Annotated in this window: 15 protein-coding genes and 4 pseudogenes; 5 read left to right on the forward strand and 14 right to left on the reverse strand. The window is 68.6% G+C overall.

Going from position 1 to position 20523, the window contains the following annotated elements:
• Window positions 1-27 precede the first annotated feature (27 nt).
• The 7 genes and pseudogenes from OG568_RS04105 to OG568_RS04130 form a co-directional block, all read right to left on the reverse strand.
• Window positions 28-879 (reverse strand): hypothetical protein, encoded by an 852-nt coding sequence (locus OG568_RS04105; protein WP_329530306.1) that lies wholly within the window; start codon window positions 877-879, stop codon window positions 28-30.
• On the reverse strand, window positions 876-1883 hold the full coding sequence (locus OG568_RS04110) for an ABC transporter ATP-binding protein (protein ID WP_329530307.1): 1008 nt from the start codon (window positions 1881-1883) through the stop codon (window positions 876-878). Before OG568_RS04110 ends, OG568_RS04105 begins: the two co-directional genes overlap by 4 nt.
• A complete protein-coding gene (locus OG568_RS04115) occupies window positions 1880-2848 on the reverse strand; it encodes a sporulation-delaying protein SdpB family protein (RefSeq protein WP_329530308.1) in 969 nt (322 codons plus the stop codon). The genes OG568_RS04110 and OG568_RS04115 overlap by 4 nt, the downstream gene beginning before the upstream one ends.
• Window positions 2839-3147, reverse strand: a complete 309-nt coding sequence (locus OG568_RS61235; protein ID WP_443077536.1) for a hypothetical protein — start codon at window positions 3145-3147, stop codon at window positions 2839-2841. The genes OG568_RS04115 and OG568_RS61235 overlap by 10 nt, the downstream gene beginning before the upstream one ends.
• Window positions 3096-4567, reverse strand: a pseudogene (locus OG568_RS04120) (IS3 family transposase). Before OG568_RS04120 ends, OG568_RS61235 begins: the two are co-directional and overlap by 52 nt.
• Before the next feature lie 29 nt (window positions 4568-4596).
• Window positions 4597-4980 (reverse strand): SdpA family antimicrobial peptide system protein, encoded by a 384-nt coding sequence (locus tag OG568_RS04125; protein WP_329536253.1) that lies wholly within the window; start codon window positions 4978-4980, stop codon window positions 4597-4599.
• A 118-nt stretch (window positions 4981-5098) separates the two neighbouring features.
• The gene (locus OG568_RS04130) at window positions 5099-5761 is read right to left on the reverse strand and encodes a sporulation delaying protein family toxin (protein WP_329530309.1); all 663 of its coding nucleotides are present in this window, start codon (window positions 5759-5761) and stop codon (window positions 5099-5101) included.
• Between the two features lie 2522 nt (window positions 5762-8283).
• Here OG568_RS04130 and OG568_RS61240 point away from each other — a divergent pair.
• Both OG568_RS61240 and OG568_RS61245 read left to right on the forward strand, forming a co-directional pair.
• Window positions 8284-8442: pseudogene (locus OG568_RS61240) on the forward strand (UbiD family decarboxylase domain-containing protein); the annotation flags it as partial.
• A complete protein-coding gene (locus OG568_RS61245) occupies window positions 8422-8628 on the forward strand; it encodes a non-oxidative hydroxyarylic acid decarboxylases subunit D (RefSeq protein WP_443077845.1) in 207 nt (68 codons plus the stop codon). The pseudogene OG568_RS61240 and the gene OG568_RS61245, both read left to right, overlap by 21 nt.
• A 255-nt stretch (window positions 8629-8883) precedes the next feature.
• Here OG568_RS61245 and OG568_RS04140 read toward each other — a convergent pair whose 3' ends face one another.
• The gene (locus tag OG568_RS04140; RefSeq protein WP_329530311.1) at window positions 8884-9750 is read right to left on the reverse strand and encodes a mycofactocin-coupled SDR family oxidoreductase; all 867 of its coding nucleotides are present in this window, start codon (window positions 9748-9750) and stop codon (window positions 8884-8886) included.
• 195 nt (window positions 9751-9945) lie between these two features.
• Between OG568_RS04140 and OG568_RS04145 the strand changes: the two genes are divergently transcribed.
• Complete coding sequence (locus tag OG568_RS04145) at window positions 9946-11085, forward strand: serine hydrolase domain-containing protein (protein WP_329530312.1); 1140 nt, start codon at window positions 9946-9948, stop codon at window positions 11083-11085.
• Between the two features lie 63 nt (window positions 11086-11148).
• Here the strand turns inward: OG568_RS04145 and OG568_RS04150 are convergent, their stop codons facing one another.
• A complete protein-coding gene (locus OG568_RS04150; protein ID WP_329530313.1) occupies window positions 11149-11292 on the reverse strand; it encodes a hypothetical protein in 144 nt (47 codons plus the stop codon).
• 30 nt (window positions 11293-11322) lie between these two features.
• Between OG568_RS04150 and OG568_RS04155 the strand changes: the two are divergent.
• Both OG568_RS04155 and OG568_RS04160 read left to right on the forward strand, forming a co-directional pair.
• A pseudogene (locus OG568_RS04155) lies at window positions 11323-11751 on the forward strand (electron transfer flavoprotein subunit beta/FixA family protein); the annotation flags it as partial.
• Window positions 11700-12660 (forward strand): annotated as a pseudogene (locus OG568_RS04160) (electron transfer flavoprotein subunit alpha/FixB family protein). The pseudogenes OG568_RS04155 and OG568_RS04160, both read left to right, overlap by 52 nt.
• Before the next feature lie 10 nt (window positions 12661-12670).
• Here the strand turns inward: OG568_RS04160 and OG568_RS04165 are convergent.
• From OG568_RS04165 to OG568_RS04185, 5 genes are all read right to left on the reverse strand, one after another.
• A complete protein-coding gene (locus tag OG568_RS04165) occupies window positions 12671-14167 on the reverse strand; it encodes an MFS transporter (protein ID WP_329530314.1) in 1497 nt (498 codons plus the stop codon).
• Between the two features lie 181 nt (window positions 14168-14348).
• Window positions 14349-15590, reverse strand: a complete 1242-nt coding sequence (locus OG568_RS04170) for a cytochrome P450 (RefSeq protein ID WP_329530315.1) — start codon at window positions 15588-15590, stop codon at window positions 14349-14351.
• A 349-nt stretch (window positions 15591-15939) separates the two neighbouring features.
• A complete protein-coding gene (locus tag OG568_RS04175; RefSeq protein ID WP_329530316.1) occupies window positions 15940-17544 on the reverse strand; it encodes an FAD-dependent oxidoreductase in 1605 nt (534 codons plus the stop codon).
• 202 nt (window positions 17545-17746) lie between these two features.
• Entirely contained in the window at window positions 17747-18592 is an 846-nt protein-coding gene (locus OG568_RS04180) for a mycofactocin-coupled SDR family oxidoreductase (RefSeq protein WP_329530317.1), read from the reverse strand.
• On the reverse strand, window positions 18589-20448 hold the full coding sequence (locus OG568_RS04185) for a flavin-containing monooxygenase (RefSeq protein WP_329530318.1): 1860 nt from the start codon (window positions 20446-20448) through the stop codon (window positions 18589-18591). The genes OG568_RS04180 and OG568_RS04185 overlap by 4 nt, the downstream gene beginning before the upstream one ends.
• Window positions 20449-20523: the final 75 nt, after the last annotated feature.

Raw genomic sequence — 20523 nt, forward strand, 5'->3', positions numbered from 1 at the left:
TCCGTCTCCGTGCGGCCCGCTCGGTGCTCAGGCCGAGCCGAGCACCGATTCCGGACGGAATCCACGGGCGATTCCCAGCAGGCTCCCGACGATGACGGCCGCGGTGACGCCACCCGCGCCGAGCAGCAGCCGCAGCGGTGTCACGTTCCCCAGGCCGAGCGCCAGCGTCAGCAGGGCGCCGAAACCGGGGAGGATCGCCACGATGCTGACCACCGCGCCGCCGTTGCCCGCCAGGCCACCCTGCCCGGGCAGCGACAAGCGGGGGAACAGCAGACTGAGCAGCAGTGCCAGCGCCGCGCCCGCCCACGCCGACAGCAGCGGCAGCAGCAGCGACAGCACCAAATAGCCGCCGTCCACGGAGAGTCCGTCGTGGTGGAGTCGGCTGGAGACCAGCAGGGCCACGGCGCCGAGCCCGCTCATCACCGCCCACTGTCCGGTCGTGACGACCAGGCCGTAGCCGAGCAGCCCCGCGGCGATGGACGCCGGGGTGTACGGCGCGCCCAGCATCGTCTCGAGCGCGCCCACTCCGGCCTCCGCGCCCACCACATTGCGTACCGCCAGGCTCGCGCCGACGGTGCCGTGCACGGCGATCACGCCCGGAATCAGCACCAGCAGCAGCCCCGTGGCGACCGCGTCGGCGTTCGCGCCGTACTCCATGCCCAGCCGGGCGCTGTCCGCCGCGCCGTTCATGGAGCTGTCGTCCGAGACCAGAGGCAGCACGACGGCGACCGTGACGGTCAGTACGAACGGCAGGAAGACCGTAGCGAAGTTGCGCAGGCGTTCCTGCCTCATCCGCCACAGCAGGGCCTGGGCCAGAGTCAGCGACCGCGCCAGGTCGAATCCGGCTGTGTTCGCCTTGCGCGTCATGGTGCTTGTCATCCTGCGTCCCCTCCGTCCGCGGCGGCCAGCTGCCGGTACACGTCCTCCAGCGGATTGCGGGCGGGTACGACTTCGCGCAGCCCCACGCCTTCGCGGACCAGCTGCGCGACCAGCGTCTCGGTGGCGGCCTCGTCGGCCACCTCCACCTCGACCGCTCCCGGCCCGCACTCCCGCCACCGGTGCCCGAGGCGCTCCAGGGCCGCCGGCACGTCCCCGGAGCCGCGTATGCGCAGCCGGTAGGCGTCGCCGAGCAACTCGCTGCGCAGCGCCGCCGGTTCGCCGCGGCCGGCGACACGCCCGTCCTGCAGTACCGTCACGTCGTCGGCGAGCCGGTAGGCGTCGGCGAGGGCATGCGTCGAGACGACCACGGTGTGCCCCTCGTCGGCGAGCTTGCGCAGATGGCCGGAGAGCCGCTGCGTGGTGTCCGGGTCGAGGCCGGACATCGGCTCGTCGAGCAACAGGACAGGGGGGCTGCCGAGGAACGCCTTGGCCAGCCCGGCCCGCTGGTTCTGGCCGCGGCTGAGGGCGGCGACCCGCTGGTCGGCAAGTCCGGCCAGCCCGAGCAGTGCGAGCACCTCCTCGATCCGCTCTTCGGCGGTGCCGGGTGACAGGCCGAGGACCCGTGCCCAGTAGCGCAGGTTGTCCACGACGTTCAGCCGGGGAGCCAGCGCCGAGCGATGGGTGGCGAGACCGACGAGCTCCTTCGCCGCGACGTCGACGTGCGGGTCCCTTCCGTCCACCAGGACCGTTCCTTCCATGGGCGGAAGGATTCCGGCGAGAACGCGGAATGTCGTCGTCTTACCGGCGCCATTCGGGCCGAGCAGCACGTGAATGCCTCTGCCGTATTCGAGGGAGATGTCATGGAGTACTTTTTTCCCGCGATACCCGGCAGTGACATTCACGATTTTCAGTTCGGCCACCGCATCAGCGTAGCACCGCCGTTCGGCCGAACCGCCTTTCGGGGCAACCGAATTGGGCAATGCCTGGCCGGAGTCCGGCGTCATGTCGCACCGACCGGCGCGGCCGCATCGGCCCGCTTCGGCCCCCCGGTGTCGTTCGACTCCTCGGCAGGCGTCTTCTCGGTAGGCGCCTTGCGCATCGGCAGGGCGGCGACGGTGGACGTACCGATCATCACCAGGGCGAAGCTCCACAGGCCCATGGTGAGGATGATCGTCCCGTGCAGCAGGACGTCGAGCACCAGGCCGACCTTGCGCCACCGGTCGGATCCCAGGACGCAGGCGGCGATGAGCAGTTCGACGACGAGCGCACCCCAGGTCATGCCGACCACGATCAGCGCGTTCTTCGACAGGGGCAGGAAGATGCCGGCCCACGGCGTGCTGACGCCGAACATGTTGTCGCGCAGGAAGTAGTACTCGGCCGTGCCATTGGCCCAGTCGGCCACCCCGAACTTGCTGATGGCGGTGTCGAGGTAGATGTAGGCGAGTTCGACCCTGATCGCCCAGAACGCCGCGAAGGCGATGGCGTGTGCGGTCGGCCGCAATGGTGTTTCCGCCGGCTGCCAGTGCCAGGTGCGGTCGTCGGTGAGGAGGATCGGCAGCATCAGCAGCGATATGACCATGCTCACCGATTCGCCGCCGTCAGGCACGCTGATGCTCACCGCGATCGAGTAGACCGCCCACAACTGAGGGATCGCGGTCCACCGTGGCCGGTACCCGCTGGCGGCCAGGAGGAGGATGGCCACCAGTAGCCAGCGCGCATACTCGGCGTGCGAGGTACCGCCCACCAGGCAGTACGCGGAGGCGGCCCGCACCCCGCCGCAGCGTGCACCATCGCTGATGGTGAGCACCGGGGTCAGCAGAGCCTTGGGAGGCGTGAACAGGATGACGGTCAACTCGGCGAAGCAGATGAGCGACCGGCCGACCCCGAACCACCGGGACCGGAAGTCGAATCTGCCCAGATGGCGCTGGAGGCCGGCGGCCTGCTCGTCGATGAATTCTGCTACGGGCATGAGACATCCAGGTGTGCAATTCTGGTGACGCGCCGGTCGTAGGGGACAAGGTTCCGGTACGACCATGGCACGACGTACTCCTGCGTCATGAAAGCGTCGCCGCAGATGGTCTGGACCGGATTTCGATTGGTGATCTTCGCGGCGGGGAGAGCTGCCGCCTGGCTCAGGCAGGTCGTCAGCGTCCCGCTGCATGGCTTCCAGTCGGTTACCCGGAACCTGTCAAAGCGATCAAGGCAGGTAGATCGTTCTAACGCTGTGCTGGGATCAGCGGGGTGTCTGGTGCCGGCTGGTTGATCCATGCCGCTGCGGGGAGCTTGGGAGGCTCGGGTGGTTTGCGGACGAAGCGTTCGGGGTGCTTCGCGTAGACCGCCTGGAGGACGTCGGCACGCATCTCGCGGAGCTGCTCGGCGAGACCGAAGTGCACGTCGTGGGGCGTGTGCAGGCCGATCCCGGAGTGCCGATGCTCCTCGTTGTACCAGGTGAAGAACTGAGTGCACCACGCCCGGGCGTCCTCGAGGGATCCGAAACGCTCGGGAAAGTCGTGCCGGTATTTCAGGGTCTTGTACTGGCTCTCGCTGTACGGGTTGTCGTTCGACGTCTTCGGCCGCGAATGCGACTTGGTGACGCCGAGACCGGCCATCATCTGGGCAACGTTCTGCGCGACCATCGGGGATCCGCGGTCCGAGTGGATCGTCAACTGCCCTGCTTCAATGCCGTACTTGGCGATCGACTCAGACAGGAACCGCTCGGCGAGGTCCTTGTTCTCGTGGGCAGCGATCATCCAGCCGACCGTGTAGCGGCTGAAGATGTCGATGATCGTGTAGAGGCAGTAGTAGACGCCTTTGACCGGCCCCTTCAGCTTCGTGATGTCCCAACTCCACACCCGGTTCGGGCCCTCGGCGACCAGCTCGGGAACGGTCCGGGGTGGGTGGACGGCCTGGCGGCGGCGTTCACGGACCTCGCCGTGCCGTCGCAGGAGCCGGTACATCGTCGACTCCGAGCACAGGTAGACACCCCGGTCCAGGAGCACCGCGTAGATCTCGGCGGGCGCCATGTCGGCGAACTCCGGGGAATGGAGCACGTCGAGGACCCGTATCTCCTCCTCGGGTGTGAGAGCGCGGGCGTGTCGGCGCCGTTCCCGCCGCGGCTTGGCCGGGGCGGGGCTTCGGCGGTGTTGGCGGTAGTAGGTGGCACGGCTCACGCCGAGAGCGGCGCATGCCTGGACGCGTCCGACCAGCCCGGTGAGCTCTTCAAGGGCCTGGTTGCGGGCGGTGTCGAACGCCACGGCCGCGAGCTGGGCTTCGGTCACTGGTTCTTCTCGCCGTTCCGGGCCGGGGCGCTGTCCGTGGCGAACTGGTCGAGCAGCGCGGAGAGTTTTCCCTGGACCTCGATGACGGTGCGGGCCTTCGCGAGGTCGGCTTCCAGGCGGGCTTTCTCCGCCTTGAGCTTCTCGATCTCCTTGTCCCTGGGGTCCGCCTTCGGCCGTCCGGCCGACGCGGCGAGCGCGTCCAGGGCACCCTTGTCACGCTGCTGCCGCCACGTCGTGATCAGCGACGAGTACAGGCCCTCCCGCCGCAGCAGAGCGCCCTTGCCCTTCTTGTCCAACGTCTCGTACTCCGCGAGGATCCTCGCCTTGTACTCCGCGGTATACCGGCGAGGACCGGTCGAACGGGCTTCTACCTGCGGATCAGGGGTCCCGTGGTCATTCGTGCTGGCCACCCGGGCACTACTCCTTCTCCGCCCTCGACTCAATGAATCATCCAGTATGCCTGACTCGATCTACTTTGACAGAGAGGGACCGACGCGTCGATGATGGCCATTTCGGGCCCCTGGGCGCGCTGGGTCCGCGACAGACCGAAGAAGTTGGACGGATTGCTCTGCGGGGTGCGCAGCAGATTCTTCGAGTGCTTCCCGTCGAAGGCGTAGGCACCGATCTGCACACCCTCCGGGTTCTTGGTGAAGAACGCCCACACCTGCGGGGTCACATCATTGAAGAACTGCCTGGCACCTTTCGAATGACGGCTGCTCAGCGCGTTGCTGGGCAGTGTGTAGAACAACGCCACGAGCAAGTACGAAGCCATGACGCCGAGAGTGATCGCGAATACGTAGAGCTGCCGCCGTGCGACAGGCATCGACACGATGGGGTCCTTTCCCCGAAGGGCGCCCGCGCGGGTTCCGACCGGGGTCGGCCTGCCGTGCCGCGGACACGGCAGGCCGACCCCTCACCGGTGCGCCGGACGCGGCGCCGGATCAGAGGGCGGAAGTGACCGCCGCGACGAAGTCGTTCTCGTCCAACTGGTCCGACTGCTGTAGGTCGAAGCCATAGCTGGCGGCGGCCGGGACGATGACCACTACCACCACGGCTTCGGCGGCCGCCGCCACGTTGGCGCCCGCTGCGACGTTGATGCCGGCCGCGACGTTCGCCACCGTCACGATGTTGGACTTGGTCCACACCCAGCCGTTGGGCCGCATGACGGAGTCAGCGCTCATCGTCTTGGACGTACGATCCGAGGCGATGCTCTTCTTCAGGTCGTCGTTGAGCGCCTCCATTCCCTGGCGGACGACGAACGGGTCCTTGGACTGCACGGCCTCCGTGACCCTCGCGTGGAAGGCGGGGTCGGCCTGGTGGAGCTTGCCCATCAGGTAGGCCAGCTGCGGGGCACTGACCTTGGGGTCGGAGCGCCGGCTGCGTATCTCCTTGGCCAGCTCCGCGTGGTCGGCGGCGGCTCGGCCCTGGCCGAAGACCAGGAAGCCGACCACGTCGCTGTCCGAGTAGGCGCCGGTCGCCTTGGCGGCGATGGCCGGCGCCGCGTGCGGCGCGGCGGGGGTCTGGGCGGACGCCGTACCGGCGACTGCCGTCACGGAGGTGACGGCGGCCAGCGCGGTGCTGATCGCTGCCTTCTTGAACTGCATGACTGAACAACTCCTACTCGTTTGGGCAGGCTCTTCCGCGCCGTCGGCGAAGCGCGCGCACAGGCGGACACAGCGGACACTCCCGTGACGTTTTGCGGGCATGTCGGGCTGTGGGCTCTGCCAGTTCCGTGAAACAACAACCGCTCACGGCGAGGCGAGAATGATGAAGAACGAAGATGCCTGGACGACGTACCGCGGCCTCGGCCTGTCGTCGCCCTGGCACCCTCGGACAGGAGGATTCCCCTGATTCAATCGGCGGCGCGCAGTACTCTGCGCGCGGTCGCCCGATCCGGAATTACGGGACGACGCTCCGATGACACCGAATCATGGGCAGGAGACAGCCCTGAAACGCGTACGTACATGTGATTCCCCGTTCGGCGGTGCAGGATGGTCAGTCCTGTTCCCCACTGTCTCCAGACTCGCGGAACGAAGCCGCTCGCTGGAGTTCACCGTTTTTGCCTCGTGGTCCGCGAAGCAGTGGCGATGTTATGCACGGCCGACGATCAGGGTCAATGCGCCGAATTCCGGGGAGAGTTGCGGAGGCACCTGCTCCACTTGACCGTCATCCACGCTGCGTTACGGCGGACACCGGCACGGAAGCGATACGAGGCCGGTATTGATGACGGTACGTGATCACCGCGCGAGGCCCCAGAGGCGGCCGCACCGGAATGTGCGGCGCAGATCACAGAATCCGGACATCCGGGCTGGAGGATCCGATCCTGCGGGTGAGCGGGCAGTCAGGCCCGGGTAGAGGCGCAGCGGCGCTGCCGTAAAGCCGATGGGACCTCGGCGGGCTCCCGGACGGCCAGCAGGATGAGGTGGCCGAGCGAGCATCCGGCGCTTCAGACAGTGTCCTGATCGCGGACGACTCGGAGTCCATCAAGAACGACGTCACCCCGCCGGGACGCGGTGCTTTCCCGGCGCCGTGGGACGGTCCAAGGGCTCCCGGATCGGCACCTTCGCCTCCTCCGCACCAAGCGCGGGGCGGTCACTGCCGGACCAGGAGTTGCACCCGCCGTAACTCTTGAACCGACGATTTCGCCTGATAGCAGGGCACCCGCGCGCGAGAACCACCTGTCTGTCACCAAGACCGAGGCGGCTCACGGCCTGATGCCGCGGGCGCCTCCTCCCCGTTGTCCATCTGGCGGCCCAAGTCCCAGCGGATCAAGGCGCCGGCAGGATCCTCCGCCGGTCCGCGGTCATCGCCTGCCACCCGCACTTGGTCCCGGCGAGGGCCGACGTGACGGGCGCACGAGCTTCGCTTGGACCGACTCCGGCGACCTGCTGATCACCGCACACCAAAAAAACTGGGCGGCCGATCGCGCTCTCGCCGTCCGGCAACGCCCCTCCCACGTAACCGATCTCCATCCCGCCGAGGACATCGGGTCACCGCGACGGCGAGGCTGACTGTGGCCCAGCTCGCCGCATCATCACCATCGGTGACGGCGAGGCAGGCCGAGCGCAAGCCCCGCCCAACTTCAAGGACTCGGTAAGAAACCGCTAAGGGGAATCACATTTCATGCCATGGCCCCTTCAATGAAGCTAGTGTCACGGCCGACCGCGACAAACGGCGAGCGCTCGGGGGAACGGGTCACTCGCTGAAAACGGGAGGTTGTCATGAGGTGTACCCGCATACTCGCCGCCGGCACCGCACTTGCGGCTGCACTCCTGGCGGGATCGACATCGACGACGTAAGCCCGCGTACCCCAGGACGACGCGGTCTCCGTACAGGACGGCGATGCCGCATACAGCTCGGTGTCCAATGGCCGTCTACAAACACACCCGGGGTTCCTCGAACTCCAGGCAGAATCTGCCGAAATCGAGCAGCAGAGCCACTTCGGCTGCAACCCGCAGGTGTGTATCGGCGTCCAGAGCAGGGTGACCGGCTATCCGTGCGCCACGGTGCATCGGTGACCTGGTCGTAGGCCAGACGAAATCCCGTTCAGCAGGAGCGACATGCACGATGATGATGTGGTCGCCCAGGGAAGATTTCCTCGGAGTCGTCTTGCGAACCGCAGCGTCCGTCGCGCATCTGACCCTGACCGTGGGATCGGCCGAGCCGACCGAGCTCAGCTGTACCCGATCCCTCACTGTCGCTCCCTGTCGCCCCGCCTGCACGTCCCGCGGGAACCACAGGCGAGGGCTGGACAGTTGGGTCATGGTTTCCGTGGAGAGTGCCGCTGATCGGCAATCACGAGGGTTTCCAAGCTCCTTGTCCCCGTTCCCGTCGGAGACCCTTTCCTACCGTTCGAAGACGCTGGCGCTGTGACGCGCGTAGAAGGCCGGCACGTTCAGATCCGGTGCAGCACCGACGGAGACCGGGAGCAAACCGACGCGCCGCGGTGGCATCTTGTTCGATGTCCCATCCCACCGTCATGGACGGAGCCGTCCCCATGTCTCTTCACGCCGAGCCCATGTACCCGACGCTGAAAGCGTGATCCGTCATGATGGGGCCGGACGAGCCCACTACCAGTGAGGCGGTCGTCGAGTACGTCACTGTGGGAGGGGAGTAGCCGGTTCCGATGCACGACGTGGCCCTGCATCTGCGCAAGGCCGAGAGCCTCGGCGAGGACCTGCCCATCGCGATCACTCTGGGCAACGATCCGGTGATGACCATCGCGGCCGGTATGCCGATGGGCTACGACCAGTCCGAGTACGAGATGGCCGGTGCCCTGCGCGGCGCGCCCTCCCCGGTCCCCGGCGCCTGGGACGTGCTCCAGTGCGGCCGCTGTCTCTACATGTGGCGCACCACCGAACCCGCCCGCCGCACCCGGCGCGACGCCTATCCCCAAGAGTTCCGGATGACCCCGGCGGACATCGACAACGCCCCGGAGGTCCCCGCGATCCCGCCTCTGGAAACCCGCTGAAGCGGCTGCCCACACTGAGTGCCACTCCGGACGTCCGGCGGCCTTCGAACTGCTCCGCCTACCGCGGGCCACCGTGCTGCCCTGGCCCCGCCGCGACCGCGATCGCCTGCTGCGCTGGTCAGCCTGGCGCCGCCAACCACCAGCAGTCACTGATCGGCTCCGGAGGCTATGAGCCTCAGGACGTGCGCACCGTGTTGGACATCATGGAAAGCCATGGCAGCGACTCTGGACCGCAGGCACCCCACGGCGGCCGCGTCAGGCCGGCGCTCCGGACGTGCTGCGCCTCAGGATGGCGCCCGCGTCGACCTTCATCTGGAGCCCGGTCACGTACCGCGATTCGTCCGAGGCGAGGAACAGCACCGCATGACTGATGTCGGACGGATCGACGTACGGGATCGGCATGGGCTGCGTGGTGCGGAACGACTCCTCGACGTCCTCCCGGCGCGGCTCGTCCAGGTCGGGGCGGAAGATCCGGTACATGGGACCGCTCTGGAGCATGTCCGTGTCGCAGTTGGTGGGGTGGACGGCGTTGACCCGGATCAGCCGCGGGGCCAGTTGCAGCGCCAGGTCGTGCACGAAGCGGGCCACCGCTCGTTTGGCATGGGAGTAACCGGCACCGCCGGGACCGCTTTCCGGGCTGTCGACGCTCCCGACCATCAGGCCCGCGGACGATCCGATGCAGATCACGGACGCCTCGGAGCCCAGGTACGGATAGGCGGCCTCGACCGTGTTGACGACGCCGACGAGATTCACGGAGACCGCGTCCAGGAAGCCCTGCGGGGGCACGTCCAGGCCCACCGGGGCGATCCCCGCGTTCGCCACCACGATGTCGAGGCGGCCGAGTTCGGCGACCGCGTCGCTGACGGCGGAGACGAGCCGAGAGCGGTCTCGGACGTCAACCTGGCGGGTGACGATCCGGCGGCCGACTCCTTCGACGAGGCGAGCGGTCTCGGCCAGGTCCTTCTCCGTGGAAAGGGGGTAGTGCGCGGAGTCGATGTCCTCGCAGATGTCGATCGCGATGATGTCGGCGCCTTCCTCGGCCAACCGCAGTGCGTGACTGCGGCCCTGCCCACGCGCGGCGCCGGTGATGAACGCAACCTTGCCCTCTACCCGCCCGGCCATGTCGGTCCTCCCTCGTGTGCGCGACGGACCAGGGCCGCGTCGGCCGGCAGTCGGCAGTCGGCAGTCACCTCGGCCCCGTCCTGTATGAGCGACGACGATAGCGCCATATCAGTGAACTATATATACTCTTGCATTGACAACTGAGCGCAGCCCCAGGGGCTTTGGCCCACATCATGGACAGAGGTGGGATGCGGTATGCAGGTTGCGGACAACGCCGACCCAAGGGTCGGCAAGGCACTGCAGCGGGCCCTCGACGCGGGCGAGAAGGGTGTACAGATCGCAGCCCTCCTCGACGGCGAGCTCATCGTGGACGCCTGGGCCGGTGAGACCGGGACCGGGCGGCCCGTCGACGGCGACACCCTGTTCCCGGTCTTCTCGGTGACCAAGGCCGTCACCGCGTCCGTGACCCACGTCTACGCACAGCGCGGCCTCGTCGACCTGGACCGTCCGGTGGCAGACGTCTGGCCCGAGTACGCCGCGCACGGCAAGGGAGGCATCACCTTCGACCACGTGCTGAGCCACCGGTCCGGTGCGCCCACCATCGGGGCCGACACCACTCTCGAGGAGCTGTGCGACTGGGACAGCATGGCCGCCAGGGTCGCTGACCAGTCACCCGTCGCCGAGCCCGGCACCCGAAACGCCTACAGTCCGTTCGCCTTCGGCTGGGTGCTGGGGGAAGCCGTGCGGCGCGTCGACCCGCGGCGGCGTCCCTTCCAGGAGATCGTCCGCCAGGAGGTGCTGCTCCCCCTCGGCATGGACGACTTCTTCCTCGGACTGCCCGACGACCAGCGCCACCGCGTCGCGACCCTTGTGGGCGACAGCGCTCCCACCACGGGCCCCGACCGGCTGCTGGAAGAGTCGTCACCGTCACACCTGCCGTTCGGACCCTCCATGTTCAACCTGCCCCAGGTCCAGCGGGCGGGGTTGCCCTCGGCTGGCGGCATCGCCACGGCCCGGGCCACGGTGCGCCTCTTCGACGCCTACGCCGCGGCCGGGAGGCAGGACGGAGTACAGCTCTTCACGGGCGACACTCTGCGGCGCTGCCGCAAACCCCGGCCGGTGGGCGTCGATCACACGTACGGCTTCGGCATGCCGGTCGGGCACGGCGGCCTGTGGCACATCGCCCCCGGCGTGAGCGACGACAGCCAGGGTGGGGCCCTCACCGAGGGAGTGCTGTCCCACACCGGCGCGGGCGGAACGATCGCTTGGACCGAGCCCGAACTGGGCCTCTCCGTGGCCGTCCTGCACAACCGCATGTTTTTCGGACCACAGCCTGTCGCCCCCTTCGGCGCCGTCGCGGACGCTGTGCACGCCATCGCCGCGGAACGGGGCTGACCAGGGGTCCGGTGTCGGCTCCCCCGGACTGCTGCGAGCCGAGTACGGAGTGTCCTCCCGGCGTCACACCGGCCGGCGGCCCGTCATCTCCGCCGCCAGTGCGCGCATCGCGTGTTCGCGCAAGGCGAGCAGCACCTCCTTCACCGACTCCTTGTCCCGGGCGTCACACAGCACGAGCGGCAACGGGAGAGAGATCGAGTGCGGCACGGATGTCCTCCGGATCCTCGTCGCACCGGCCGCATCGGCACCTCGCTGGTGCTGGCCAAGGCGATCGAGAAGGCCGGCTTCGACCCGGTGGTCTCCGGCATGGCCTCCACCGACGGCACCGCCGGTGTGGTCCCGGCCCTGCCGGCCGAGCGGCTGGGCGTCCCGCAGGTCACCCTGCTCTCCGAGGTCTCCGTCGAGGCCGGGGTCGTAAAGGGCCGCCGCGACGGCGACGCCGCCAGCGAGCAGTTGGAGGCGTCCCTGCCGGCCGTGGTCTCGGTGACCGACCAGTCGGGTGAGGCGCGTTACCCGTCCTTCAAGGGCATCATGGCCGCCAAGAAGAAGCCGGTTCAGTCCTGGGACCTGTCCGACCTCGACATCGAGGCGGCGGAGGTCGGCCTGGAGGGCGCCTGGACCGCGGTCGAGAACGCCACCACGCGTCCGGCCCGCACGGCCGCAAGCCCACCCTGGAGCTGCTGACTGGCCCTGGCCCGCCGTATCGGCGAACCCGTCGCCGTCGCGCTGGGTTCGGGCGCCGAGAACACCGCCGCCGCGCCGGCCGAGCACGGCGCGACCCGCGTTCTTACCCACGACGCGTCCGAGTACGCCGACTACCTGGTCGTCCCGAAGGTCGACGCCCCCCGGGCCGCTGTCGAGGCCGTCTCCCCGGCCGCCGTCCTCATCCCGTCCTCCGCCGAGGGCAAGGAGATCGCCGCCCGCCTCGCGCTGCGCGTCGGCTCGGGCATCATCACCGACGCCGTCGACCTGGAGGCCGGTGACGAGGGTCCGGTGGCCACCCAGTCGGTGTTCGCCGCGTCCTTCACCACCAAGTCCCGCGTCTCCAGGGGCACCCCGGTCATCACCGTCAAGCCCAACAGCGCCGCCGTAGAAGCCGCCCCGGCCGCCGGTGCGGTCGAGGCCCTCGCGGTGGTCTTCTCCGCGGCGGCGACCGGCACCAAGGTGACCGCCCGTACCGCGCGTGAGTCGACCGGGCGTCCGGAGCTGACCGAGGCCGCGATCGTGGTCTCCGGCGGCCGCGGCGTCAACGGAGACTTCACCACCGTGGAAGCTCTTGCCGACGCGCTCGGCGCCGCCGTCGGTGCCTCGCGCGCCGCCGTCGACGCCGGCTGGTACCCACACGCCGACCAGGTCGGCCGGACCGGCAAGTCCGTCTCCCCGCAGCTGTACATCGCCAACGGCATCTCCGGCGCGATCCAGCACCGCCCGGGCATACAGACCTCCAAGACCATCGTGGCCGTCAACAAGGACACCGAGGCCCCGATCTTCGACCTCGTCGACTACGACGTCGTCGGCGACCTCTTCGACGTCGTCCCGCAGCTGACCGAGGAGATCAGGACCCGCAAGGGCTGATCGCGCTCGCTCAGGCGTCCGCGGGCCCCTCCGCCAGCGTCGTGCGCACCGTGGCGACTGTCGCCGAGGCCGTTGCGCGCCGCCTCGGCGACAGCACGGTGACCGCGAGCAGGGCACCGCCGAGTGCCAGACCGACCATGAGCAGCAGCGCGCCGCGAATGCCCGGCTCGCCGTAGCGGACACCTGCCGCGGAGACGGTCGACGAGCCCGCCATGATGGCGAACATGATGACGGGAACGACGCTGGCGAAACCGCTCTGGCACACCTGGACGCTGCCGGCGATGGAGGCCTGTTCCTCCGGCGGAGTCTCCGCGATGACCATGTTCGGCACGGAGCCGTAGGCGAGCCCCGTCCCCAGGCCGTCGCACACCGCACCCGCCAGCACCTTCCACAGACTGTCATGGCAGAAGAAGAGGAAGACCCCGGCGACCGCGATCAGCGAGAGACCGGCGACCATGCACCAGCGCGCCGCGAGACGCCGGACGGCACGGCTGACGGTCACTCCCCCGATCACCTGGGCGAAGGCCTGGGGTGAGGCGATGGCGGCGAAGGCGAACGCGGTCATGCCCAGGCCGTACGTCCCGCCGATGGAGGCGGGCGTGAGCGACAGGATGGGAAGGATCGTGGCGGGCACCACCGTCGCGCCGTAGGCCGTCGCACCCGTAACGGCCGCCAGGAGGATCGGGCGCCGGGTGAACAGCGCGATGTTGAGGATGGGTTCCGCCGTTCTGCGGGCTCTCAGCACGAAACCGCCAAGTGCCGCGAAGCCGACGACGAACAGACCGAGGACGGAGGCCGAGGTCCAGCCCCATCGCTGTCCCTGACCGACCGCCACCAGCACCAGGGCGACGCCGGCCCCGAGCAGCACGGCACCCCCGTAGTCGACACGCGCCGGGTGCCGCAACGGGGTCTCCCGCGTGGTCAGCCGGATCAGCGCGGCCAGAACGACCATCACGATCACATTGAAGGTGTACATGCCCCGGAAGCCGAATGTGTCGAGGAGCCATCCGACCAGAAACGGCACTCCGACGCCGAAGGCCCCGATACCCGTCACCGAGATACTGGCGGCGAGGGGAACCGTGCGTGGCGGATACACGTCGCGCATCAGCGAGTAGGTGAGGAACATACTGGATATGGCGAACCCCTCCAGGCACCGGCCGACCAGGAGGACTCCGAAGCTCGGCGCGACCGCGGAGACGGCCGCGCCGGCTGTGGCCACGGTCAGGCCGCCGAGCAACACCCGCCGTTTGCCGTGCAGGTCGGCCAGCTTGCCCAGGAGTGGGCTGACGACCGCGCCGGTGAGCATGTAGCAGGTGAGGAGCCAACCGCCTTGGTCGGTACGGAAGTGCCGGGTGATCGAGGGGAGCGCCGTCGACGTCATCGTGTAGCTCAGTGCGACCAGTTCCACCACCATCACCATGGCGATCGTCGACACGACGAGCTGTGGTGTCCAGCCCTGTCTGTCCGGGCTCGGCGTGTTCGTTGTGCGGGATTGGCGTAGCGTCATTGTCGCTCCCCGTGGGATCGGCTCTTTGACGCGACGCTATGGTCGTGCTCTCCACCTCAACAATCGGTCCTCCCGGTGGCCGGGCGACTAGGGGCGGTTGTCATGCGATGGGGCGATGGGGACAGCCTGCGGCGGGTCCGGAACCTCCGTCTCGGCGCGTCCTGCCTGGGCCGAAGTCGCATTACCAGGCGACGGGCAGCTCGTAGATGCCGTAGGCCTGCGAGTCTTCCTTGAACTTCAGTTCCGACAGGTCGGCCGCCATCCGCAGCGTCGGGATCCGGCGGAACAGCGTGCTGAAGACCACGTGGAGTTCGATGCGGGCCAGTTGCTGGCCGATGCACTGGTGCGGACCCCAGCTGAACGCCATGTGATGGGCGGCCTTGCGTACGAGATCGAGTTTCTCGGGCTCCGGGAACGCTTCCGGATCCCAGTTGGCCGCCGCCAGTGACGCGATGACGCCCTCTCCCGCGCGGATGACCTCGCCGTCGATCTCGATGTCCTCGGCGACAGCACGCCGGGCTAGCAGGTGCGGGATCGTCAGATACCGCAGCAGCTCCTCGACGGCGTTGGCCACGAACTTCGGATCGTCGCTGTGGTCCCGCAGGGCGGCGAGCTGATCGGGGTTCTCCAGGAGCACGGCCGTGCCCAGGGTGATCATGTTCGCGCTGGTGTCGTGGCCGGCTACGAGCAGGATGTGCCCGAGCGGGGCAGCCTCCGTCATGGACAGATCGCCCGCCTTCACACGCTCGGCGAGGTCGGAGAGGACGTCCTCGCCGGGGTCGTCCATCTTGGCCTCGATGAGCCCGGAGATGTACTCGCGCAGCACCCTGGCGGTCTCGGCGCCCTGCTCGGGTGTCTGGAACCGTGCGTTGGTGACGCCGGCGTGGTGCTGGAAGAAGTCGTGGTCCTCGTAGGGCACGCCGAGCAGCGCGCAGATCATGAGGGAGGGCAGGGGCAGCGACAGCGCCTCGTTCAGGTCCGTCGGGTTCGGGCCCGCGAGCATCTTGTCGATGAGGTCGTCGGTGATCCGCTGGATCTCCGGGCGCAGCTTCTCCATCCGGTGCCGGGTGAAGGAACTCGTCAGCATCCGGCGCCAGCGCTGGTGCTCGGGGCCGTCGGTGTTGTTGATCGAGGGCTGCATCTGACCCGCGTGCGCCTTCATCCCCGCAGTGGTGTGCGGATACCCGGAAGCGCCGATGTTGGCGCTGAGCCGCGGGTCGGCCAGCAACTGCCGCGTCGCGGCGTGGGTCGTGGCCAGCCATGGGGTGGTGCCGTCCCAGGTCTCGACCCTGTGCACCGACTTGCCCGTGCCGTGCAGCGCGCGCAGACCCGGCGGCGGTGCGAACGGGCACTCCGCCGCCCGGGGTGAAGGGAACTTCGGGGTCTCCTCCGTCACGCCGGCACCGGTCACCTTCTCGGCCATGTCCGCTCTCCTCTTCCTTGACCTCGTCGCCAGACGGCGCTGAACCGCGCGTTCGTCATGACATCCACGGAGCTGCCCGCCTCGCACCCTGTGCCTGGTCGACGGCACTCCGATGTGCACGCAAGGAATATTACTTCGACCGGTCGGTACAATCAATGGAGAGCCCTGCATCGCATCGCTGATCACCAACCGCGCCGCTTGCCAGGGTTCCAGCGCTCGTCGTGATGTGCCGGCGTCCGCGTCGCCTCTGTTGCGTGTGCGGGAATGGCGATGTCCGGCGCGAGGCCGCGGCCCTGTGCGGGGCCGCGACCCCGTGCGGCGTCGGGGCGCTACGGGTGCGAATCGGGCCTCAGACCGTCGTGTCTCCGGCGAGATCGAGGACGGCTCGGTACGCGAAAGCGAGGCTGCTGCCGATCGGGTTCCCGGCGCCCGGGTACACCCGTCCCGACATGGCCGCCGCCGTGTTGCCCGCAGCGTAGAGACCCGCGATCGCTCCGCCGTCGGGGCGCAGCACGCGCGCGTTCTCGTCCGTCTTCAGGCCGCCCTTGGTGCCGATGTCGGAGAGGACGATGGTCGCGGCGTAGAACGGCGCCGTGTCGAGGGGCGGCAGCAGCGGATGGGCGAAGTCCGGTGACGCCGGCGCCGGATAGTTCATCACGGGCCCGGCCGGGAAGCCCACGATGTGCTGGTACATCTGGTCCCATGGGGTCTCGCCGCGGTGGAACCGCTCGTCCACACCGGTGGCGGAGTAGCCGTTGTACTCCTCGACGGTCTTCTTCAGAGCCTCGTACGGCACCCCGATCAGCTCCGCCAGCTCCTCCAGGGTGTCCGCCTTCTTCAGCGCGCCCGACTCCAGCCACGCCGGGTCCGGCGGCCGGCTGGGGTCCCCGCCGATGCTGTCTCGGTCGAGCTGACGCTGGTCGAACACCCAGTGGCAGGGGATGTGGGAGACACCGGTGGCCGAGTGCAGACGGACCAGTTCATGGCCTGCCTGGTCGTAGGGGCGGGTCTCGTTCACGAAGCGCTCGCCGGCACCATTGACCCAGATGCCGCCGCGGGTTCCCGTGTGGAACACCGGTAGTCCGTCCGGCTGGACGAGACCCGGTACGAACCATGCCTCGTCGAGGAGGTCGGTGGCAGCGCCCACCGCGATGCCGGCCTGAAGGGCGTCGCCGGTGTTGCCGGGGCAGCCGTTCGACCACGTGCCGTCCAGCGGCACCGCGTGGTACTTCTTGCGGAGTTCCCCGTTGCGTTCGAAGCCTCCGGCGGCGAGAAGAACTCCACGCTCGGCGCGGAAGGTCGTCCGCTCACCCCCGCTCGTCGCCGTGACACCGACGACCCTGTCGTCCTCCAGCAGCAGGCTCTCCAGACGGGTGTTGACCTGTAGCTCCCCGTTGCCGGTCTCCAGGAAGGCCGTCAGGGCCCGGCCGATGAGTGCCCGTCCGCCGGTGAACACCGCGGGGCGCTCCGCCCCCCAGCGTTCGGTGGGTATCGAGTCCCTCACCAGCTCGGCTCGTTCGCCCAGATCCGCCGCGGCTATGTCCGGCGGGAAGATGGTCCGCCCCGCGGGTGAGGAGCCCGGTACCCCCGCGAAGTAGTCGGGCACGGGTCCGTAGACGAAGGACTGGAACCAGGAGTTCTGCTCCAGTTCGTCGATCAGCCTCCGACCGGCGTCCAGGTAGGCGTCCTGCAGCTGCTCCCTGGTGTCGTCCGCCACCACACTGCGCAGATAGGTCCTGGCGTCCTCGCTTCCTTCCTCGACACCGGCCCGCAGCAGCGGCGCCGACCCCGGGAACCAGAGCCCCGCACCGGAGTAGGCGGTCGTTCCGCCGACCCGGTCCGTCTTCTCGATCACGAGCGTGCGCAGGCCTCGCGACGCCGCGACATAGGCTCCGACCAGACCACCTCCTCCGGATCCCACGACGACGACGTCGTAGTTCTCCCCACTGGCCATCACTGTCCTCCTCGTCTGAGGCTCTCGCGCCCGGGTCACCTGCGCCGAGGACGACGTCCTGGAGCTTCGGCGCCCGTCCCTGGCCGAGCGCCCGCATACGCCCGCCCGGCCGGGCGGCCGCATCATCAGTGTGTTGTCGGCCTCAGTCACGCAGGTGGCGCGATTCCGGTGACCGGTACGGAATGTGCGGGACCCGGTGGCGTCAACGGTTGGTACGGCCGAGGTCCACCGGCAGTTGTATGCCGCTGACGTGACGTGCCTCGTCCGAGGCGATCCAGGCAACGGCCGCGGCGATGTCCTCGGCCTGGCTGACGCCGTCGGGGAGGACGCCCTGGAAGAAGGCGCTCAGTTGCGGGTCGTTCTCCAGGATCGGTCGGATCCCGGGGACGAGTTTGGTGTCGACCCCGTGGGGATGCACGGAGTTCACCCGGATCCGGTGGTCCCCCAGTTCGTTCGCCAGGGTCTTGGCCAGTCCGGTGACACCGTGCTTGGCCGCCACGTAGTCGGCGAGCAGTGGCAGCCCGCGCAGTCCGGCGACCGAGCTGGTGAAGACGATCGCGCCACCGGTCCCCTGCTGGATCATCAGCGGGACGGCGGCCTTCACGGTGTGGAAGGCTCCGGTGAGGTTGATGTCGAGCGTCGCGTTCCAGTGCTCCAGGTCGATCTCCCAGGTGCGGGCGAAGGTCGTCATACCGGCGTTGGCCACCACGACGTCCAGGCGGCCGAGTGCGCGGACGCTCTCCTCCAGGGCTGCCCGTACGGCGGGGAAGTCGCGTACGTCGGCCTTGTGGGTGAGGATGCGCCGGCCGAGCTTCTCGACGAGCCGGGCGGTTTCGGCGAGGTCCTCGGGAGTCGCCCCCGGGTACGTCGTGGTGGGGAGGTCCTCGCAGATGTCCAGCGCGATGATGTCCGCGCCCTCCGCGGCGAAGCGCACCGCCTCGGCCCGTCCTTGCCCGCGGGCCGCTCCGGTGATGAAGACGACCTTGTCCTGGAAACGGTGCGCGTTCGGCGCGCTCGGTACGGGTGCCTCGGGAACGGTGCCGGTCATCGTGCACTCCTCTCGTCGTCGACGGGCTTCGCGACGGAGACCTCGGGGCTCGGCTTCGGCGCGGGGGTGAGGCTCAGCTCGTCGAACTCACAGCGGTGCCGCCATTCCTCCAGCATGGTGAAGTACGCCGTGGAGGTGCCCGGGTAGTTGACGTTCTTCCGGGGGCGGCCGTCTGGATCCCCTTCGTTGTTCCAGCGGCCCGGCGTGCAGTCCTTCAGGAAGCCGCCCCCGCCCAGGAGCGCCAGCCCGGAGCCCTCCGTCACCTGCCGGACGTACGCCTCCTCGCCCTGCCTGGTGACGTCCGCGATCACTCCCCGCCGCTCGAACTCGGCGACGAGGACGGCGACATGCTGCGCGGTCTCGTCCAGGGTGTGGCAGAAGTTCACCGCGGCGGTGCCCTGCGTGTAGTTGGGCGGCAGGAGGAAGAAGTTGGGGAAGCCGCTCGACATCACGCCGTGCAGGGTCTCCGGACCGTTCTCCCACTTCCGGGAGAGGGTGAGGCCGTCGCGACCGGTGACGTCGAATCCCACCCGGTCGACGTATGCTGAGTCCTGGTCGAAGCCGGTCGCCAGGATGATGCAGTCGAGCGGGTACTCGACCTCGCCGACCGCGACTCCCCGCGGGGTGATCCGCCGGACGCCCTCGCCCTGGGTGTCGACGAGTTCGACGTTCGGCCGGTTGAAGGCCGGCAGGTACTCGTCGTGGAAGCAGGGACGTTTGCACTGGTAGCGGTAGTAGGGCTTGAGCGCCTCCGCGGTCGCCGGATCCCGCACCACCTCGTCGATCCGGGCCCGGATGTGCTCCATGTGCTCCAGGTCGGTCAGCTCGCGCTGCTCCGCGACCTCCTGAGGATTCAGGGCGCCGTATTCGTCGCCGCTGAGCATCGCGTGGTAGAAGACGGTCCAGCCGTCCCCCACCAAGTCCTCGGTGATCCGCTCGCCGTTGGTGACCGCGGTGAAGTTCTCCCGCCGCCGCTTCTGCCAGCCCGGCTCCAGAGAACGCGCCCACGCGTAGTCCGTTTCCCTGTTGTCCCGGACGGCGACCGTGGAGGGGGTGCGCTGGAACACGTAGAGCCGCTGGGCCGACTCGGCGAGCGGGGCCACGATCTGGACCGCGGTGGCGCCGGTGCCGATGACGCCGACCCTCTTGTCACCGAGTCCGGTGAGAGGGCTGGAGCTGTCGCCGCCGGTGTAGTCGTAGTCCCATCGCGAGGTGTGGAACAGCGCGCCCTCGAAGCTGTCGATGCCCTCGATCGCCGGCAGCTTGAGCGAGGTGAACGAGCCGTGGGCCACCACCACGTACCGCGCCTGAAACTCGTCGCCGCGATCGGTGCGCACGATCCATCTGGCGCTCCGCTCCTGCCACTTCAACCCGGTCACCGAGGTGTGGAAGAGCGCGTGGTCGTAGAGCTTGAAGTGCCTGGCCAGCCGCTGGGCGTGGGCGAGGATCTCGGGGCCGTACGAGTATCGGCGCCGGGGTATGTAGTCGAGCTCCTCCAGCATCGGCAGATACACGTACGACTCGACGTCACACATCGCGCCCGGATACCGGTTCCAGTACCACACGCCGCCGACGTCTCCGCCCTTCTCGACGATACGGATGCGTTCGACTCCTGCCTTGCGCAGATGTGCCGCGGCGAGCAGACCGCCGAATCCTCCTCCCACCACCATCACATCGACCGTGTCGTGCAGCGGCTCACGCGGCGCCACATCCGTGAAGGGATCCTCCACCAGCTTCTCGCGTGCCGAGAGGTCCAGGATCTCCCGGCGCGAGGGATCGAGGCGCTTGTCCCGCTCGGCTCGGTACTTGGCGCGCGCCCGATCGAGATCCGTGGGCGCGGCCGAGGTGTGCGTCATCCCTGTTTCTCCGTCCTGGGGCCTCCGACCAACGGGGCGATTTTAGAAGAACAGTTAAATGATGTGAAGGTATCC

It is taken from the genome of Streptomyces sp. NBC_01450 (assembly GCF_036227505.1).
Lineage (GTDB): Bacteria > Actinomycetota > Actinomycetes > Streptomycetales > Streptomycetaceae > Streptomyces.

Bases quoted from the DNA above. Each gene is read 5' to 3' on its own strand.
- OG568_RS04180 (WP_329530317.1), bottom strand. From the start codon at position 18,592: ATGACCGGCACCGTTCCCGAGGCACCCGTACCGAGCGCGCCGAACGCG.
- OG568_RS61235 (WP_443077536.1), bottom strand. From the start codon at position 3,147: ATGGATCAACCAGCCGGCACCAGACACCCCGCTGATCCCAGCACAGCG.
- OG568_RS04105 (WP_329530306.1), bottom strand. From the start codon at position 879: ATGACAAGCACCATGACGCGCAAGGCGAACACAGCCGGATTCGACCTG.
- OG568_RS04110 (WP_329530307.1), bottom strand. From the start codon at position 1,883: ATGACGCCGGACTCCGGCCAGGCATTGCCCAATTCGGTTGCCCCGAAA.
- OG568_RS04145 (WP_329530312.1), top strand. From the start codon at position 9,946: ATGCAGGTTGCGGACAACGCCGACCCAAGGGTCGGCAAGGCACTGCAG.
- OG568_RS04175 (WP_329530316.1), bottom strand. From the start codon at position 17,544: ATGGCCAGTGGGGAGAACTACGACGTCGTCGTCGTGGGATCCGGAGGA.
- OG568_RS04165 (WP_329530314.1), bottom strand. From the start codon at position 14,167: ATGACGCTACGCCAATCCCGCACAACGAACACGCCGAGCCCGGACAGA.
- OG568_RS04170 (WP_329530315.1), bottom strand. From the start codon at position 15,590: ATGGCCGAGAAGGTGACCGGTGCCGGCGTGACGGAGGAGACCCCGAAG.
- OG568_RS61245 (WP_443077845.1), top strand. From the start codon at position 8,422: ATGGCCGGTGCCCTGCGCGGCGCGCCCTCCCCGGTCCCCGGCGCCTGG.
- OG568_RS04130 (WP_329530309.1), bottom strand. From the start codon at position 5,761: ATGCAGTTCAAGAAGGCAGCGATCAGCACCGCGCTGGCCGCCGTCACC.
- OG568_RS04140 (WP_329530311.1), bottom strand. From the start codon at position 9,750: ATGGCCGGGCGGGTAGAGGGCAAGGTTGCGTTCATCACCGGCGCCGCG.
- OG568_RS04125 (WP_329536253.1), bottom strand. From the start codon at position 4,980: ATGCCTGTCGCACGGCGGCAGCTCTACGTATTCGCGATCACTCTCGGC.
- OG568_RS04115 (WP_329530308.1), bottom strand. From the start codon at position 2,848: ATGCCCGTAGCAGAATTCATCGACGAGCAGGCCGCCGGCCTCCAGCGC.
- OG568_RS04185 (WP_329530318.1), bottom strand. From the start codon at position 20,448: ATGACGCACACCTCGGCCGCGCCCACGGATCTCGATCGGGCGCGCGCC.